Raw genomic sequence first — 19,365 nt, 5'->3', positions numbered from 1 at the left:
CTGCCTCTCCTTTAAATTCATACTTTATTGCCCCATTAAAATTTTATCTAATAACTCTAAGTTTTTCTTTCCTCTATTATATCTATCTATACCATAAGTTCCAAAATCATCGCCTTGAGCCTCTTTTAAAATAGTCCATATGCTCCATAAAAAGTCCTGACATATTTTATAAACAAGAATTCTTATCTTATGCTTATCTTCAATTAAATTGTTAAAATATAGATTTAAGAATAATTCTTCATCATCCTCTGAAAAATCACATTCAATTGAGTGAGCCGCTAAATCCCACATAGGATCATTTAATCCACTGTACTCCCAATCTATTAGATACATTCTTTCATTAATATCTTTAACAAAGTTTTCTGGAACGGTATCATTATGACATGGTTTTATTTCCATTCCATTATCTTCTAAAACTTTTTCTAACTTTAATACTCTTGTTTTTATTTCATAATAATCTTCAAAAAGAGTACCACTAACCTTTTTAACAAGACTCTCATAATCCTCAATTTTCTCAAAAACATTAAATCTATTTTCCATTTTTATCTCTGAATTATGTAAAGTTCTTAATGCCCCTACCACTAATTCCATATTTTCTTTCTTTTTAGCCGTTGCAGGATTAAGAGTTTCTGCTCCCTCTATAAGTTCTGCAATCTTTACTCCAGACTCTTCATCAAAGAAAAGTATTTTAGCATCTATTCCTTCATCTGCTGCTAGTTTAGAGTTTATCATTTCATCTCTTCTATTAATCATAGAGCTTGTACCTAATCCTGGTATTCTTACTATATAGGCTTTGTCATTTACAAAAGCCTTATAGTTTTTATTAGTCATACCTCCTACAGGTACTATTTCTTTAACTTCCTCTTCTGAAACCTTTAATCCATTAACTATAGCACTTTTTACTTGATCTATTTTATATTGCATTTCTTTTCTTCTTATCATAGGTATAATGTGTTTCTTTACTTTTTCATATTGATCTTTATTGTCAATTTCTCCCCAAACAAGGTCATTTATCTTTTCATAACCAACCTTATAATTTCTAGCAACATCTAACATAGTGTACTCATAATTCATATATGGATTTATATTATGTTTAAATTCTTCTAACATCATTTTAAATAATTTATAAGATATTTTGCTTATACCAATCATTTCTCCATCAATCTTATTAAATTGGTGTACATCTTTTGACATTTTAAAAAGATAGCCATCTCTTATTTCAACGAAGGCCTCATCCCCTGATCCACTTTCATTAGTAATTAAAACACAATCTCTATTATCATTTTTAATAATTTGTTCTACAGCTCTACTTTCAAAAACAAGATCATTTTCTACCAATATAAAATCATCATCTATATATTCCTTAGCTAAAGCTAAAGAACTCATAGTTCCTGTCCATTTATAATTTGAATTAGTTACACAAAAAATTGTTGAATCTTTTTCAGCTAATTCTTCATAGTATTCTTTCTTATATCCATTTACTATAACAATCTTCTCTATACCATTTGATTTCAAAATATCAATTATTCTATCAATTATTCTGAATTCTTCAAGCTCTAAAAAACCAGCTGGCTTTCCAAAATCACCTTTACCACCAGCTCCTAAAATAACAGCTTGTTTAACTTTATGAAATTTATGCTTATGTATTGATAACTTTGTGCTTTTAACTTTATCTAATGAATTTTCTAGTAATGCAATTCCTGCCTCAGTTAATTCATATTTAACATTTCTCTTATCTATATCAATTTTAACTATGTATTCTTTAGTCAATAGTTCCTTAAGTAAAGAATTTATTTTACCTAAAGAAATGTTTAGCATTTCTGCTAATTTTCTTTGACTTATATTGTCTTCATCATTTATAATTTTTAAAACTTCAATATCATATGATAACATCCTCAACTCTCCCTTCGTTCATTTTTTGAACATTAATATAATATCACAAAATTTTCCTTATTACAATAAAAAAAGTATTAACTTATCCTAGATAAGTTAATACTTCTTAAAACTATTTAATAATATTAATTTTAAAATTACTATTTAAATTTGATATTATTGCTAGATATATACTTCTTATTTAAGATTATTTTATATTAAGTATTAATACCAATAATCATCTAAATCATCTTTAGGAATAACTAAAATTTTAGGATTTTTCTTAGGATCTATCCACTTTAATATTTCAATCATTTTTTCTCTAGGCATTGAAACACATCCTCCAGTAGCCCCTCTTCCTAAACAATGTACAAAAATTGCTCCTCCTTTATTTGGAACCTGATTGTGATTATAATCAGTTATTAAAGAATATTCATATTGTCTAGGATAAGAAATTAAATGCTCATAATCTCCACCAGGATTATAATTAATCAATCTATTATATGTAGAATTTTCGCTATTTAAATCCCAATACATATTATTATTAACCTTTATATAATCTAATTTTGTTCCAGGATTATTCTTAACTCCAAAAGCTCCTGTTATGCTCATAACACCAGCTGGAGTAGTATTAGTTGATTGAACTCTATTTTCAATATAAGCAAGTCCATTAGCTCCTACTCTTCCAGTTGTACTATCAATATTATTCCATTCACCAGAATCATTCTTTTCATAAATTTCTATATTACAATAACTTGTACTCATATTATTTGTCGTTACAACTATTATTTGATTACTATTTTCTAACTTTGGATTTCTAAAGGCTTTTTCATAATGAGCTACCCCATTATTATCTATTCTCCATCCATCAATATATTGGTTATTTATCATTTTCCCATCATCATTAAAGTAATACCAATAATCATTTATTTTGTTCCATTTTGTATCCATAACTCCATTTTCTTTAAGATGATACCATGTATCATTTATATTTTGCCACCCAATTTTCATCTCTCCATTATTATTAAAATAATACCAGTCGTTATTTATTTTTTTCCAACCTATATCCATAGGTCCATTTTCATTTAAGTGATACCATTCATTATTTATATATTTCCATCCATTTTCCATAGCACCACTTTCATTTAAATGGTACCATGCTCCCCCTAGTTCTCTCCATCCAATATCCACTACACCATTATCTCTTAAATGGTACCAACTTCCATTAATATTTTGCCAACCAGTCATCATAGATCCACTATTATTAAAATAATACCAATCTCCATTTATTTTTCTCCAACCAGTATCCATTACGCCATTCTCTCTCAAATGATACCAAGTTTTATTTATATACTTCCATCCTATTTCCATTTCTCCCTTTGAATTAAAGTAAAACCAATCCCCCTTTATATTCTCCCAATCCTTACTTCTAAGATTATTAGAATCAACATAGCTCCACTTATTATTTTCAAATTTCCATTCCTTATTATTAGCTGCTTGTACATTTTCTCCTAATACAAATCCACTACATAAAGTAGTAATTGCACAAGTTAAACTAAATAATTTTATTTTTCTTTTTGTAAATTTCATTATAGACTCCCCTTACAATAATTATTAAAACATGAAAAATTAATTATATATTCATAATTTTAACATAAAATAAATGCTTTGTTAATTATTCTTATAACCATTTATCTAAATTATGTATAAATTAAAATTTAAACAACATAAAAAAACTATATGATAAAATTATTTTTAAAATTCTATCATATAGTTTAGTTATACTTATTTTTAGTTATTTAAAAGAATATTTACTAATCCATTAGCAAATTTACCTGAAAAATCTCTTCTTAATATATCTTGATGTGAATAAGGAACTGGAAATTCTACTAAAACTGATTTAGCTCCTATAGCATTTCCATAAGTTATTACAAATCCACCTGGATATTTATTTATATTTCTAAAGCCAAATTCATTATCAAAATATCTAGCAATGCTAGGATTACCTATTGTTTTGTTTTCCCATCCATGTACATCTAAAAGAACTTTTTCAGTTGCTCCTTCCATAGTTTTATTTATGAAACTATATAAAGCCTTTGCCTCTGGAGAACCTAATGCTGTTGGTCCTGTATAGTTTCTAGCACTATAAAAAGGAGAAAATCCTGTAGGGAATGATCTATTTATATCATTCTTAGTTGTTACTGTAGTTCTACCTGGTCCATTGTTTGTCCATCCATCAATTCTTCCATCTGGATTAGCTGAAGGTATAATATATACACTCCATTCACTTAAATCTATTCCTTTAGTATTATATTCACTTCTTAATCTATTTACTGACTTTTCAGCTATTATTTTAAGTTCTTGTGAATCACCACTCCAAGCATCTTCATATCCATGTACTCCAAACACTGAGAATAATACCTTTTTACCATGTCCTATTCTATAATATTCTAAATCTCTACCCTTTCCACTCTTTCCATATACACCTTCAGTTACAATCTTATTTCCTACTCCATTTTTATCTAAATACCAATCATCTATAACTTTGTTGCTTTCTTTTTCTCCACTATTATTAAAATAATACCATTCACTTTCTATAGTTCTCCATCCAATACTCATAACTCCATTATCATTGAAATAATATGTTGAGTTATCAATATCTTGCCAGCTTGTCTGCATTTTACCTATATTATCAAAGTAATACCAGTCATTATTTATTTTTCTCCAACCAGTATCTGCAGGTCCATTTTCTCTTAAATGGTACCATATATCATTTATATATTGCCAACCTGTTTGCATTTCGCCGCTATTATTAAAATAATATTTGTCTCCATTTATATCTTGCCATCCAGTATTCATTTTACCGTCATCTTCAAGATGATACCATATATTATTTATATGTTGCCAACCTGTCTGCATTTCTCCATCTGAGTTTAATAGATACCAATCACTTCCTAATGATCTCCAACCAGTGTCCATTACTCCATTATCTCTGAAATGATATCTTTTATTTCCTATAGACTGCCATCCTGTTTGCATTTCTCCATCATTATTAAAATAATACCAATCATTATTAATCTTTCTCCAACCAGTATCCATAGGTCCATTATCTCTAAAATGGTACCATATATCATTTATATATTGCCAGCCAACTTGCATTTCTCCATTATTATCAAAACGATACCATTCATCATTTATTTTTTTAAACCCAGTAGCTAAACTTCCATCACTTTCATGATAATACCACTTATCATTTATAATTTCCCATCCATTTTTTATCTCTTTGTTTTTCTTGTCACTTAATTCTACCTTATTGTCAACTTTTACTTCACTAATATTAGTTGTGTTCTTATTTCCTTCAGCATAAACTGTTTCAATGCTACCTAAAGTAACAGAACCTAACAGTCCTAAAGAAAGAACTAATGCAATACTTTTTCTCTTCACTTGTCCACCTCTTTTTTTGAATTAGCGTATAAACTTGCTTATACTTAAATATTACCTTATTACGTTATATTTATCAATATTAGAAATTTATTCTATAATAAAAAGACTGAATTTAATCAGTCTTTTTATTACTGTTTCCATATTCCTTTTTCATCGAAATAATAACTATTTCCATTTATATATTGCCAACCTGTTTGCATTTCTCCATTCTCATTAAAATAATGCCATTGTCCATCTATTTCTCTCCATCCAATGTCCATTACACCATTATCTCTAAAATGATATTTTGGAGTACCAATATTTTGCCATCCTGTTTGCATTTCTCCATTTGAATTAAAATAGTACCAATCATTATTTATTTTTTTCCATCCTACAGTCATTGAACCTGTAGTTTCAAAATGATACCATATATTATTTTCAAATAACCATCCTGTTTGCATTTCTCCATTTATATTAAAATAGTACCAAATATTATCTATTTTTCTCCAGCCAATATTCATTACTCCATTATCATTGAAATAATACTTATATTTACCTATTGTCTGCCAACCCTTTTGCATTTCTCCATCATTATTAAAATAATACCAATATCCATCTATTTCTCTCCAACCTATGTCTATTGTTCCATTATCTCTAAAATGATACCATATATTATCTATACATAGCCAACCTGTTTGCATCTTACCTGATTGATCAAAATAATACTTGTTATTATCTATATTATTCCACCCAGTAACATATTTTCCGTCTATATAATAGTACCATATGCCATTATTTAATTCCCATTTTCCCATAACATTTTCAGAATACTTACCTTCATTTATAAGCTTAACTTTTGATGCATCTACAAAGCCTTTATCATTCCAATCGTATGGACCTGGGAATGCTACTGGTGATCCATTTGATATTACAGGAGTTGTTCTAACTGGATTTATTTCATAACATTCTTTTCCATTGTGATTAATCTTTTCTTTGCTAGTTAAAATTGTTGTAGCTCCTATTTTTTCTACTCTTTCAGTATATAAGCTACCTACATCATATAATTTTTCATTATCTTTATTTGTAACACTACTAGCCCCTGTATAAATGCCTAACTGATAGTAATTATAATCTTTTAAACCTGCTATTCCTTTTCCACTTGTCCAGTAATCAGCTATATAAGCATTTTGTCCTGCTTTTTCTCCCCAGAATGGATCTGAAGCATATTTAACATTAGCTCCACTACCCTTATTTCCAAGGTATCCTCCAAAATATCTCCAATCTTCTGGATCTGAATATCCTCTAGAAATATAATATTTTGCAAAATCATTTATACAGCCTTCAACAGTTTCAAATGAATTTGCTGATGCTCCTGGACTTGAATCAATAGCATTTATTCCAAATAAATTATTTTTTTGTTGAGCTATTTGAGATGTTCCCCAAGCTGATTCATTAGCCGCTAGTCCTAAAAGTAAAAGAGCATTTGCTCCATATTTATTTTGTGCATCTATAAAAGCTTGTCCAGTTCCTCTTAATTTGCTATATGATTTTGTCTTTTTAGCAATAAAATTATTTAATTCTTCAGCAGTAAATGTTGTTTTACTTCTAAATGGTAAATGCATATAATATGGATAAAAAGGATTATTTGCATTTACGGAATTATTATGATTATCATTTTGTAAATCACCTATTAATGTACTTAAATCTTTATAAAAATATTTGTTATCATAACTATAATATTTTACATTTTCACTTAAGAAATTAGGTGCTGGTCCTATAACAACCTCATATCCACCTTCAGAATAATTGGTAAGATCACTACTTATATAATGGATTAACTCTCCATCTCTAACTATATAATAACTTGGATTTTTTACTTGGTTTAATGGTACTATGACTAAATCATAATTTCCAGAACTAGTATCTTTATTTACCCAACCTTCATATCCTCCAACTTCTATTTTTGCAACATTTCCTCTATCCTCAATTATTGGAACATCATCTACATAACCATGATTAATATATGTAAAGTCATTTGTTAAATTAGGATTAGCATATATATTAGTTATTTCTCCATATCCAGCTGGACTTCCATTTTTATATTTAACTAATCTTCCCATTGATTTTTCTGAATAAGCTACTTGTCCACTATCATTTAAAACAACAGGCATTGCTGCAAAAGTATTATATTTTTCACTTGCATTTTCAACCTTTTTCTCTGCTTCTTCCTTTGTGTTTGCAGAATCTAAAAATGTATATTTCCCATTTTCATGAGCTAATGCTATCTCATACTTACTCTTAGTCTTTGTAACAAGTCTGTTTATAGATTCTTGACCTTCTTTATCCTTTTTAAATTCTTCTCTCTCAATTCCATTTTCATCTTTATAGCTTTCTACATTATCACCTGGAATTGAAAAAAACATATTTGGCTCTTTTACAATTTCATAAGTTTCTCCAACTAAAGTAGAAGACTTATTTTCATCAGACTTATCATTTACATTCTCTGAAGCTAGAACATTAATTGAAGTTACACTTAAAGTAATAACTGTAGCAAGAATAAACTTTTTAATCAATGAAACTCCCCCTTTTATTTTTTATCTTTTTAATTTTTTAGTAAATTTATTTATTATTTCTAATAAACAATCATCTTTAATAACTAGTAAAATCAAGAAATAAACTAATGGGTTTATAATCATTACTGCTAAAGTAAATAGTATAACTCCACTTATAAATTTTCCTATAAAATAAGTTATAGGTATAAATAATAATGATATTGCTAGATACTTCATCTTATCTAGGCTAAAAATGTTAAAATCTAAGTTCATAACAAATTTTATATATAAGTATTCTAATATAATAACGACTATATTAGCTAGCATTGTTGTTATTACTGCATTTGTTCCATTGAAATAACCTGTCCATAATAATGTTACATTTAATATTAGGTTTACTGCTCCCCCTATAAATGTTATCTTTACTTGTTCTTTCTCTTTTCCTCTTATATACATAACCTGATTACTTAATATGGTCTCAAATCCTAAAGTAATTATATATATAGCAAAAACCTTAAGCATTGGTATAGCATCTAAATACTTACTACCACCATATATAAGAATTACCTCTTTAGCTAAAACCAACATACCTATAGCAGCTGGGAAAAGAACTATAAAATACATTTTAGAAATTTTATCTAATAAACCTTTATATTCATCATGATTTTCATTTGCTATATAATTTGACATTCTTGGAATAGTTGCATAAATAACTGTAAGCAACAAGGTATTTATTATGTTACTTATATTTTGCGCTGTTGTATAATAAGCAACAGAATCCATATTTATATACTCTCCTATAAAATATCTATCAAGTTGAGTGTATAATACATTGGCATTTGATAATATAACAACTAAAAACATAGGTTTTATATGCCTTAATAATTTTAAGTCAGAAAAATCAAAAGGTATTCTTTTTCTTATGTATATAAAACTTACAATATTATTTAAAAATGTTGATAAAACTAAAAGAATCATATATTCTTTTAAGTCATTTGCACTTCTAACAAGTATAAATAAAAATACTACATAAACAATTCTAATTATAATAGTTTTTATTGTTATGAAGTCATAGTTTTCTAATCCTTCATTTACCCATTCAGTATAAAAGATATTAGCTAATAAATTAAAAGTTAATATCATACAAGCAACATATATTTCTGTTCCAGAATAGTTAAACTGAACAAATAATACATACCCAATTGTTGTAAGTATATTTGTTATAAAGGTTAGAGTAAATAGACTGGTATATACCTGTGAGAGCTTTTTTTTATCGTCTCTAACTCTACTTATTTCTCTTAAACCATATTGATATACTCCAAAACCTGCAAATATGAAAAAGTATCCATATATTGTTTGGGAGAAGTTTATTGTTCCCATTAAGTCTGGTCCTAAAACTCTTAATACATAAGGACCTATAATTATTGGAACTACTACATTAAAAATATTTAATAAGAATTTAAATATTATATTTTTCGATATTGATTTACTCATAGTTCCTCCTAATTATAATATTCTATCATTACTATGTCTCCACCCTTTAACTTTTCTTGATTTGTTGGTGCTTCTACATAATCCCATTCCTTTATAGGTGTCATATAATTTGGTCCATAATTTTCTCTTAAATAACCATCTGGATTTTCAGGAACTGTATATTCTTTTCCTTTAAACATGATTTTTTCAAGGCCTCTCTTCTTAACAAAATACTTCATTCCTTCAAAGCCAGTTGATACATCCTTATCTTTATAACTAACTTTATTTAGTTTATTATTTTTAAAAGTAAATCCATATGTCCACATAAGATTTTCATCTTTAAAATAGTAAAATATATCAAAGTATAACCCTTTATAGCTATATGTTTGCTCTACTACCTTACCATCTAAAGTAAATTCACGAACTTTTTTTATATTAGCTTCTTTAAAAGCTTTTTCTACTTCTTCAACTTGATTTTCGTAAAACATTCCTAAATCTATATCTAAATCGTGTGCTATAAAATCCTTTTCTCTCATAGCTCCAAGCAAAGTTCCATAATCAAGCCAAAAATGAAGATTATTCTTATCTAAATTTTCCTTTATAGTTTCTAAACAATCTTTAGCATGCTCTTTAAATAAAACTCTTCTTCCTTCTTCTAATTTCTCTTTATGATTTTTCCTCATATTTTTTACTAAATTTGTATTTGCAAAAGTTTCACTCAACATAATATTTCTTACTATGTTCTTTAATTTTCTTTTCACTTTACTCATAACTATCTCCTAAAAATCTCTTATTTCATAAGCAAATTATATTATAAATGCATAAAAGAATTTTATATTTCAAAATTCTTTTATGCTTTATGGTTAATTTTTATATTCAAAAAATCCTTTTATTCTACTTTTAAAAGCAAGCCAACTTCTTTTTGACTTAGTTGTCTTAAATGTTATTAAATATATTAATGATTTTAAGAAATGATATCCCTCAGCCTTAATAAATAATATTAGCATAGAAAAATCAAAATTTGATTTTACCATTGCACCAAATCCTAAACCATAACTATATATTTTCTTATCATCCATATTGCTATTTGAATCATAATGTGGATGATATATTTGAAGTTCTGGATTATATATTATTTTTAGACCCTTTTTACAGTTTTTATATATCAAATCTGCATCTTCACAAGCTCCAAAATATTTACCTGCTCCTAATTGATCATTAAATTTTACAAAGCATTTTTTACTATCTAAAAACATAGTTACTGAAGAACACTTTGTATAAAAGTTATTTTTATTTATTTCTATCTTCTCTTTAGGCCACTCCCTAAGTGAATCTTCACCATTACGCTCAACAATTCTTCCCATTAATAAGTCACAATGTTCATTTTCAAAGTAATTATTAACTATATTAAGGGTATCTACTAGATATTCACAATCATCATCTGGAAAAGCTATTATATCTCCAGTTGCTATCTCTAACCCCTTATTTCTATTTAAAGCTAATCCTCTTTCATTAGATTTTATGTGAACCACTTTTATTTTTTCTTTATATTTACTAATTATGGGCTCTAAGTCTATTTCTTTATTTTGATCAACAATGATTACTTCAACTTTATCCATTGGATAATTTGAATTCATTAGACTTTCAAGAAAACACCCTACTTCATCTTTTCTCCCATAGGTAGCCATTATCAATGAAAATTTTCTAATCATATTCTTTGCTCATCTTTCTTCATAATCATATTTATTATAATTAATAGTGTTAAAGTTACTACTAAATCATTATCATATCCTAAGTATTGTAAACAAACTATGGCTAACATAGGAAATATTATCATAAATAAATTTTTCAATATATTTTTTCTTGTAATAAAATCTTTAAAAAATTGAATTATAAAGGTAATATAAAGAACAATTCCTATTATTCCAAGTTCAAAAAATATATTAAGAAATACGTTATGAAGATTTGATTCAAACCTTCCTAATATATCCTGAATGAAATAAGCACTATATCCTATACCATTACCTACTATAAAATGAGTATCAAAAACGCTTATAATAAATTCTTTCCATATATATAATCTTGTAAAGCCACCATCTGTCATATTAAACTCTAAGTGGAAAAATTTATCAAAAAAGACAAACAGTGCTCCCAAGAATAAAATTCCACTTACTGCATATATACCTATTCTATATTTATAATTTAAATTTCTCATACTATAAAAAGCTAAAAATACTATCGGTATTATTATAGCTACTTGAGCAGTTCTGCTTAATAAAAGTACAACTGTTACTATCCCTAAAATTATAAAACTTATTTTTTCAATTAAATTTATATTAAAATTATCGAAGGCACATATGTAAAGGTATATCATATATATTAATGCAAACTTAGTAGCCCAAATATTCTTATTTTCTGCTCCAATTATATTATGATAACTACTGATTGTATAAGCTGCATCAGAACTTTCTGTTAGTGCGCCACTAAAAAAATCATTAAATAACTTGCCATCAAAATAAATATATATAATTTGTATAAAATTAATCAATATTATAAACTCTAAAAATCTAACTAAAGTTTTCTTATGGAACTTCATATTTGTTCCATCTACAACAAAATATGTTGATAATAGAAAACTCATATTAAGCAAAAGTTTTATAACATTTGAATAATATACAGGATGTTTAAAAATAAAACTTGCTATTATAGTATTTATAACTGTCCATATTATAAATAAAGCTAAAGTAATATTCCATTTTTTTAAATTTATATGTATCTCTTTTTTAAAAATAAGATATATAACATATAATATATTTAGTACAAATAGAGGTATATATATTTTAAAGTCTCTAATAAATATTGAGAATAGCACAAAATATATAAAAAGTTCATACTTTGTGTTTGATTTATTTCTTAAATTCATATATTATCTCCTATATTCAATTTATTATCTATACATCTTCTCATAATATTTTTGATAATCTCCTGATGTTACATTTTCCATCCATTCTTTATTATCTAAGTACCATTTTATTGTTTTCTTTATTCCAACTTCAAAAGTTGTTTCTGGATACCATCCTAACTCTTCTTTTATCTTTGTTGGATCTATTCCGTATCTTCTATCATGACCTTTTCTATCTTCAACATACTTTATTAAGTTTTCAGTTATTTCTTCATCTACATTATCATGTAAGTATTCTATAACTGTTTTTACTATTTGTATGTTAGTTCTTTCATTATGTCCACCAACATTGTAAACTTCTCCAAGTCTTCCCCCGTTTATTACCATATCGATTGCTTTTGCATGGTCTTCAACGAATAACCAGTCTCTTATATTCATTCCATCTCCGTAAACTGGTAAATCCTTATGATTTAAACAGTTATTTATTAGAAGTGGTATAAGTTTTTCTGGAAATTGGAATGGTCCATAGTTATTTGAACATCTTGTTATGTTTACTGGCATTTTATATGTATCTGCATAAGCCTTAACCATTAAATCTGAACTTGCTTTGCTTGATGAATATGGACTATGTGGATCTAATGGTGTTGTTTCCATGAAATATCCTGTTTCTCCTAATGAACCATAAACTTCATCTGTTGAAACATGTAGGAATTTAACTCCTTCTTTCCATCCTTCTTCTGTTTCCCATGCATTTTTAGCACAGTTAAGTAAATTTACTGTTCCTAATACATTAGTTTTAGCAAATACTTCTGGCTCTCTTATACTTCTATCAACATGTGATTCTGCTGCAAAGTGAGCTACATAGTCTATTTCATATTTTTCAAATAAACTTGAAACTAATTCTTTATCACATATATCTCCTTGAACGAATATATGTCTTTCATCATTTTCTATTGATTTTAAGTTTTCTAAGTTTCCTGCATAAGTTAATTTATCTAAGTTTATTATTTTTATATCTTCGTATTTCTTTAACATATATAATACAAAGTTAGATCCTATAAATCCTGCTCCACCTGTAACTAAGTAAGTTTTCATTTAATTCTCTCCTAACTTTAATAACTTTTATTGATTTTGTTGATTTTCAAAAAAGCTTTTTAAAGCTTCCTTCCAATCTCTCATTTCATCACCAATTGTACATCTAAGCATCATATTATCTAATGATGAATATTCTGGTCTTTTAGCTGGTGTTTTATATTCTTCTGAAGTACATGGGTTAACAATGCACTTATTGCCAGCTAACTCCATTATTTCTTTAGCAAAATCATACCAAGTACATTCCCCTTTTCCTGTACAATGGTATATTCCGTATTCTTCTGTTTCTATAAGCTTTAATATATGATATGCTAAATCATTTGCGTGAGTTGGATTTCCTTTTTGATCATTAACTACATTTAATGATTCTTTTTCTTTTCCAAGTCTCATCATTGTGTAAACAAAGTTATGTCCCACATATCCATATAACCAAGCGGTTCTAACTATATAATATTTTGAACAAAACTCTTTAACATAATTTTCACCTAAAAGTTTTGTTTTTCCATAAACACTATAAGGTGCAGTTAAATCAAACTCAGTTAATGGTTTTTCACCAAAACCACTAAATACATAATCTGTTGAAACTTGAACTAATTTAGCTCCAATTTCTTCACAAACCATAGCTAAATTTCTTGCTCCTAAAGAATTAACTTTAAATGCAAAATCTTCATTACTTTCACATCCGTCAACATTTGTTGCCGCTGCACAGTTTATTACTACATCTGGTTTTTCTTCATTAAGTACATTTTTAACATTTTCTAAGCTAGTTATATCTAATTTATCAACATCTAAAGCAATAACTTCTGAGTTTTTTATATTTTCACTAACTGAACCTATTTCTGCTTTTCCACTTTTTATTATTGATTGAAGTTCATTTCCTAATTGTCCATTTGAACCTGTTATTAATATTTTCATAGACTTCCTCCTATTAACCTTCATATATAAAAGGAATATCTAATTCTTTTAAAGTTTTTTGTTTCTTATCTTTTTCTGATAAGATTATTTCTTCTATTCCTTCTAAAGGCCATTCTACATTAACATATTTATCATTCCAAAGAAGTCCACTGTCATATTCTGGAGCATAAAAATCTGTACATTTATAGTTAAATACAGCTTCATCAGATAAAACTACAAATCCATGAGCAAATCCTTCTGGAACGTAGAATTGTCTTTTATTTTCTGCACTTAAATGAACACCTTCCCATTGTCCAAATGTAGGTGATCCTTTTCTTAAATCTACAGCTACATCCCAAACCTCTCCTTGAGTTACTCTAACAAGCTTTCCTTGAGTATGTTTAGTTTGGAAATGTAATCCTCTTAAAACACCTTTTTTAGATTTTGATTCATTATCTTGAACAAATTTCATAGTAAGTCCAGCTTCTTCAAAAGCTTTTTGACTATATGTTTCCATGAAATATCCTCTTTCATCTCCAAAAACTTTTGGTTCTATAATATATAAATCTTTTATTTTTGTTTCTATAAATTTAAAGTTACTCATCTTTTCACCACTTTCAATAAATTGTATATAAAGTTCAAAAAAATTTACATAATATAAGAATTTGTTATATTATGTAAATTTATATAATCGTCTAATATCTCTCTATTATTTTTTTTGTTCTAACTCTTCAACTATATCAACTAAATACTTACCATAACCAGTTTTCATTAATGGTTTAGCTAAGTTTAATACCTTCTCTGAAGAAATCCATCCTTTTCTATAAGCAATCTCTTCTAAACAAGCTATATATGTACCTTGAGTATTTTGAACAGCTTCAACAAAGTTAGATGCTTGTAACATTGAAGCATGAGTTCCTGTATCTAACCAAGCCATTCCTCTACCAAATAAATTAACTTTTAAAGTTCCTTCTTCCATATATAATCTATTTAAATCAGTTATTTCTAGTTCTCCTCTTGCAGATGGCTTTAATCCTTTTGCCTTTTCTATTACTGTATTGTCATAGAAATAAAGTCCTGGAACTGCATACTTTGATTTTGGATGTTCTGGCTTTTCTTCTAAAGAAATTACCTTTCCATTCTCATCAAATTCTACTACTCCAAAGGCCTTAGGATCTTGAACATAATATCCAAATACCATAGCACCCTTTTCTAAAGCAGCGGCTTCCTTTAAATTACTTGAGAAGTTTTGTCCATAGAATATATTGTCTCCTAGAATCATAGCTACATTGTCATCTCCTATGAATTCTTCTCCAATTATAAATGCTTCTGCAAGTCCATTTGGTGCTTCTTGAACTTTGTATTCTATATTTAAACCTAATTCACTTCCATCTTTAAATAACTCTTTAAAATTAGGTAAATCTCTTTCTGTTGATATTATTAATACCTCTCTTATTCCAGCTAACATTAATACTGACATTGGGTAATATATCATCGGCTTATCATATATTGGTACCATTTGCTTTGACATTGCCTTTGTTACTGGATATAATCTTGTCCCACTTCCACCAGCTAATATAATTCCTTTCATCTTCTCACCTTCTACCTTAATCCTAAATTTGACTATATACCTTTTTACTCATTGAAGAAGCCATAACAAAACTTCTAGGTAAACTTTCATATTTCTTTCCTAAGAAACTTCCAATAAATCTCGCTCCAAAATTAGGTAATATATTTAATGTAACCTTAAAGTTTTTATCTTCTAATGATCTTTTTAATACATGAATAGCTAAATCTTTACCACTCTTATTCCCTTTATAATTTAGGAACTGTGAGTTTTGTCTAAAGAAAACTCCAGTATCAAAGTATCTTTCATACAATGATTTAAGAGTAAATACATGAGAATGATAAACTTCAGAATCTGAGCAATACTTTATTCTATATCCAGCTTGTATAAGCTTTTCAGCAAAATACATATCTTCATTTATTAAAAGTCTTTTATTGTCATATCCATTTAACTCTTTATATACACTTGTTTTAACAGCTGATGATGCATCTGAATAGAAAAATGTTAATAATCCATATTTATTAATATCCTTTTTAGAAACCACTCTTGATTCTTCAGGATAATTCTTTTCTCTTATATATTTTTCTATAGTATTATTAGTACAAAGTTGTCTACTAAATGAAGCTTCACACTCCCCATCTATAATAGGTTGTACTAAATTTTTAAGCCAAAAGTTATTCTTCATCATTACATCTTGTGATATAAAAACTATAATATCTCCTGTTGACTTAAAAGCCATCATCTCCCTAGTTTTTGAATGTGAAAAATCCTTTGGTTCTATAAGTGTATATTGTAAATTCATATTTTTTAACATTTCTTCTGTTTTATCCTTACATCTAGTTAAAACATATGAAACTTCGACTTCTGTACCCTCTGGTTTTTCTTGTTCTAATATTTTATTGTGTAAACTCATTATATAATTTTCAGCATTATACAATGGACAAATTATAGATATCTTCATCTATACAGCTCCTTCTTTTTTTATAACTGATATAACCGTCTTAAATATTATTTTAATATCAAGCCATAAAGATCTATTATCTATATAGTACATATCCATTTGTACTCTTTCTTCATATGTTGTGTCACTTCTTCCATTTGCTTGCCAATAACCAGTTAATCCTGGTGTAACACTGAAAAGCTTGTCTGCATATTCACCATACTTTTCAACTTCTTTATCTACTATTGGTCTTGGTCCAACAATGCTCATATCTCCTTTAATAATATTTATTAATTGAGGTAATTCATCTAAACTTGTCTTTCTTAAAAAAGCTCCACATTTAGTTATTCTTGGATCATCATCTAACTTGAAATTCTTTTCAAATTCAGCTTTTTGCTCTGGTGTAAAATTATCAAACACCTCTTTTGCATTAGAAACCATAGATCTAAATTTATAAACATCTATATATTTTCTGTCTTTACCAATTCTTTTATGCCCAAAAAATGCTGGTCCTTTAGAATCAACCTTCACCCATATATATAAAATCAAAAATATTGGTGAAAATAATATTAACGCAATTAACGAACATATTAAGTCAAAACATCTTTTTGCAACATTATAAAATAGATAGCTTTTTTCCTTACTACACTCTGATTTAATTGGAATATCATTTATGTTTTGCATAAAATCCCCCTTAACTTTAATCATATTTTTATATTAAAATCTATAAAACAAATTTTTCAAAAACAAAAGCTACGCCATCTTCCTCATTACTTTTTGTAATAAAGTCAGCTTTTTCTTTTACTTCTTCAAAAGCATTTCCCATAGCAACTCCAAGGCCTGCATACTCTATCATATGAAGATCATTTCCAGCGTCTCCAATTGCTATAACTTCTTCTCTTTTTATACCTAAGCTTTCAGCTAGAGATTTAACCCCTTCTCCTTTATTACAAGTCTTACTTAAAAACTCTAAGAAATAAGGAGCACTTCTTACTACAGTATATTTTTCATATACTTCTTCTGGTAACTTCTTAATTCCTTCTTCTAGAACTTCTGGTTCATCAATCATCATTATCTTTATTATTTCTTCATCTTCTTTTATGTCATTATAATCAGCTTCACAAACTTCTATTCCGTTTATTCTACCTTCTAATTCTGTATATTTATTCATCTTAGGAGTTACACAGCCAAAATTAGAAAAAGCATGTATATTAACTCCAACATTTTTGCTTATTTCATATAAATATTTTAAATCGCTACCTTTTAAAGTATCTCTACAAATTACTCTATCAGGTCCAACTTCCTTAACTATAGCTCCATTAAAAGTTAAAACATACTCATCATCATGACATAAATCTAATTCTTCTAAATATCTTTTTACTCCATCTACTGGTCTTCCTGTTGCTAAAACTACTTTTACATTTTTTTCTCTAGCTTTCTTTATTGCTTCCTTAGTTTTTTCAGATACAGTTTTATCTTCTTTCAATAAAGTTCCATCCATATCTATAGCTACTAATTTATACATTAATTCACCTCTTAAACTTTATTTACAAATATATGTTAAATTTTTCTTTATTTTATACTAGGTAATTATATCAAAATTATTATACTATTTCATTATTTTTTGACATATACATTTAAGATTATATCATATCATTGCTTTTTTTCAAATTATTGCAAATAAATTGTAATAATTTGTTTGTATCATTAATATATTATAAAGTTTTTATTAATTATTTTAAGGAATTTAAAATATTGAAATACTTCTATCATGTTGATATAATGAAATTTGTCATTTATTTAGAAATTTTGATTTAATGTATATAATAAATTAATTCTTAAAAACAAATTATTTCTCTATTTTACTTACTGTAAATATATAATTTAATGGGGGGTCAATATGCCAGTTAGAATTGCAATACTTGGTGGTCCAAGATGTGGAAAAACTACTTTAATACAACAACTTTATGTTGAGTTTAAAATCAGAGGCTTAGATGTTGGAGCCGCAACTGAATATAGTACAGAATATCTTAAAGAAAAAGGTATGATAGAAACTATTTCTGAACAATACGGTATTTATTTAGGACAACTTCGTTTAGAAGAATCATTAAATCAATTTGATTATGCTTTAACAGATTATGCAACTTTTGTACCATATATATATGGAAGATTTATGCTAGGTGATAAAAAAAGATCTGAAAAAGAAATTGAAATACTAAAAGATCTTTACCATTTAGCTCTTAAAGATCTTCAAAAGTATGATCATATCTTCTTTGTTCCTAGAGAATTTGGTTATACTCAAGATGGTGTTAGATGGCAAGATGAATCAACTGCCTCTGCAGTTGATAATGCATTAAAGCAATTCTTAGATAGTGAAAATGTTAAATACACAACTATAGAAGGTTCAACTAAAGATAGAGCTAAACAAATACTATCTATTGTTGGATTAGATAATAAAGACGCACTACCTACTATGAGAGAACTTAAAAAGAAAAATTCAAAATAAAATATATAAAATAGGTCATATTAAAGATTAAGAATATGACCTATTTTTTTACTTAAAAGTATTTATTAATTTGATAGTTATTTTATGATATAATAGTCTAGGCTATTTAAGAGATAAAACAATTATTTTCTTAATCTTTCATAT

At 27.2% G+C, this 19,365-nt stretch carries 16 protein-coding genes; 1 reads left to right on the top strand and 15 read right to left on the bottom strand.

Annotation, left to right across the window (positions count from 1 at the left end; all coding sequences use genetic code 11):
- Positions 1-24: 24 nt before the first annotated feature.
- The 15 genes from GOM42_RS03345 to yidA all read right to left on the bottom strand — a co-directional run bounded on the left by GOM42_RS03345 (position 25) and on the right by yidA (position 18,240).
- Positions 25-1,893, bottom strand: coding sequence for a phosphocholine cytidylyltransferase/choline kinase family protein (locus GOM42_RS03345; RefSeq protein ID WP_057230824.1), 1,869 nt, complete (start codon positions 1,891-1,893; stop codon positions 25-27).
- A gap of 204 nt (positions 1,894-2,097) precedes the next feature.
- The gene (locus tag GOM42_RS03340) at positions 2,098-3,462 is read right to left on the bottom strand and encodes a L,D-transpeptidase family protein (RefSeq protein WP_049039483.1); all 1,365 of its coding nucleotides are present in this window, start codon (positions 3,460-3,462) and stop codon (positions 2,098-2,100) included.
- Positions 3,463-3,663: 201 nt separating this feature from the next.
- Complete coding sequence (locus GOM42_RS03335; protein WP_003460499.1) at positions 3,664-5,316, bottom strand: cell wall-binding protein; 1,653 nt, start codon at positions 5,314-5,316, stop codon at positions 3,664-3,666.
- A 128-nt stretch (positions 5,317-5,444) separates the two neighbouring features.
- Positions 5,445-7,868 carry a glucosaminidase domain-containing protein gene (locus tag GOM42_RS03330; protein WP_003460505.1) on the bottom strand — a complete coding sequence of 808 codons (2,424 nt, stop codon included), beginning with the start codon at positions 7,866-7,868 and terminating at the stop codon, positions 5,445-5,447.
- A 21-nt stretch (positions 7,869-7,889) separates the two neighbouring features.
- Positions 7,890-9,341, bottom strand: coding sequence for a flippase (locus GOM42_RS03325; protein ID WP_011590273.1), 1,452 nt, complete (start codon positions 9,339-9,341; stop codon positions 7,890-7,892).
- Positions 9,342-9,349: 8 nt separating this feature from the next.
- Entirely contained in the window at positions 9,350-10,090 is a 741-nt protein-coding gene (locus GOM42_RS03320) for a LicD family protein (protein WP_003448712.1), read from the bottom strand.
- 93 nt (positions 10,091-10,183) lie between these two features.
- Positions 10,184-11,032, bottom strand: a complete 849-nt coding sequence (locus tag GOM42_RS03315) for a glycosyltransferase family 2 protein (RefSeq protein WP_003460503.1) — start codon at positions 11,030-11,032, stop codon at positions 10,184-10,186.
- Complete coding sequence (locus tag GOM42_RS03310; protein ID WP_003448723.1) at positions 11,029-12,243, bottom strand: O-antigen ligase family protein; 1,215 nt, start codon at positions 12,241-12,243, stop codon at positions 11,029-11,031. Before GOM42_RS03310 ends, GOM42_RS03315 begins: the two co-directional genes overlap by 4 nt.
- 24 nt (positions 12,244-12,267) lie before the next feature.
- Complete coding sequence (gene rfbB / locus GOM42_RS03305) at positions 12,268-13,317, bottom strand: dTDP-glucose 4,6-dehydratase (RefSeq protein ID WP_078233386.1); 1,050 nt, start codon at positions 13,315-13,317, stop codon at positions 12,268-12,270.
- Between the two features lie 27 nt (positions 13,318-13,344).
- Positions 13,345-14,229 carry a dTDP-4-dehydrorhamnose reductase gene (rfbD, locus tag GOM42_RS03300; RefSeq protein ID WP_011009934.1) on the bottom strand — a complete coding sequence of 295 codons (885 nt, stop codon included), beginning with the start codon at positions 14,227-14,229 and terminating at the stop codon, positions 13,345-13,347.
- Between the two features lie 13 nt (positions 14,230-14,242).
- On the bottom strand, positions 14,243-14,812 hold the full coding sequence (gene rfbC / locus GOM42_RS03295; protein WP_003460494.1) for a dTDP-4-dehydrorhamnose 3,5-epimerase: 570 nt from the start codon (positions 14,810-14,812) through the stop codon (positions 14,243-14,245).
- 105 nt (positions 14,813-14,917) lie between these two features.
- A complete protein-coding gene (gene rfbA / locus GOM42_RS03290) occupies positions 14,918-15,799 on the bottom strand; it encodes a glucose-1-phosphate thymidylyltransferase RfbA (protein ID WP_011009932.1) in 882 nt (293 codons plus the stop codon).
- Positions 15,800-15,821: 22 nt separating this feature from the next.
- Positions 15,822-16,736 carry a glycosyltransferase gene (locus GOM42_RS03285; protein WP_003460502.1) on the bottom strand — a complete coding sequence of 305 codons (915 nt, stop codon included), beginning with the start codon at positions 16,734-16,736 and terminating at the stop codon, positions 15,822-15,824.
- Positions 16,737-17,399 (bottom strand): sugar transferase, encoded by a 663-nt coding sequence (locus GOM42_RS03280; protein WP_003476898.1) that lies wholly within the window; start codon positions 17,397-17,399, stop codon positions 16,737-16,739.
- A gap of 40 nt (positions 17,400-17,439) precedes the next feature.
- A complete protein-coding gene (gene yidA, locus GOM42_RS03275) occupies positions 17,440-18,240 on the bottom strand; it encodes a sugar-phosphatase (RefSeq protein WP_003460506.1) in 801 nt (266 codons plus the stop codon).
- Positions 18,241-18,615: 375 nt separating this feature from the next.
- Here yidA and GOM42_RS03270 point away from each other — a divergent pair, with 375 nt between their 5' ends.
- A complete protein-coding gene (locus GOM42_RS03270) occupies positions 18,616-19,221 on the top strand; it encodes an ATP-binding protein (protein WP_003448743.1) in 606 nt (201 codons plus the stop codon).
- Positions 19,222-19,365 lie beyond the last annotated feature (144 nt).

This window comes from Clostridium sp. 16K-1-R1 (assembly GCF_023921145.1).
Lineage (GTDB): Bacteria > Bacillota > Clostridia > Clostridiales > Clostridiaceae > Sarcina > Sarcina perfringens.
The sequence above is the reverse complement of the archived record's forward strand: the minus strand, read 5'-3'. Positions and strand labels throughout refer to the sequence as shown.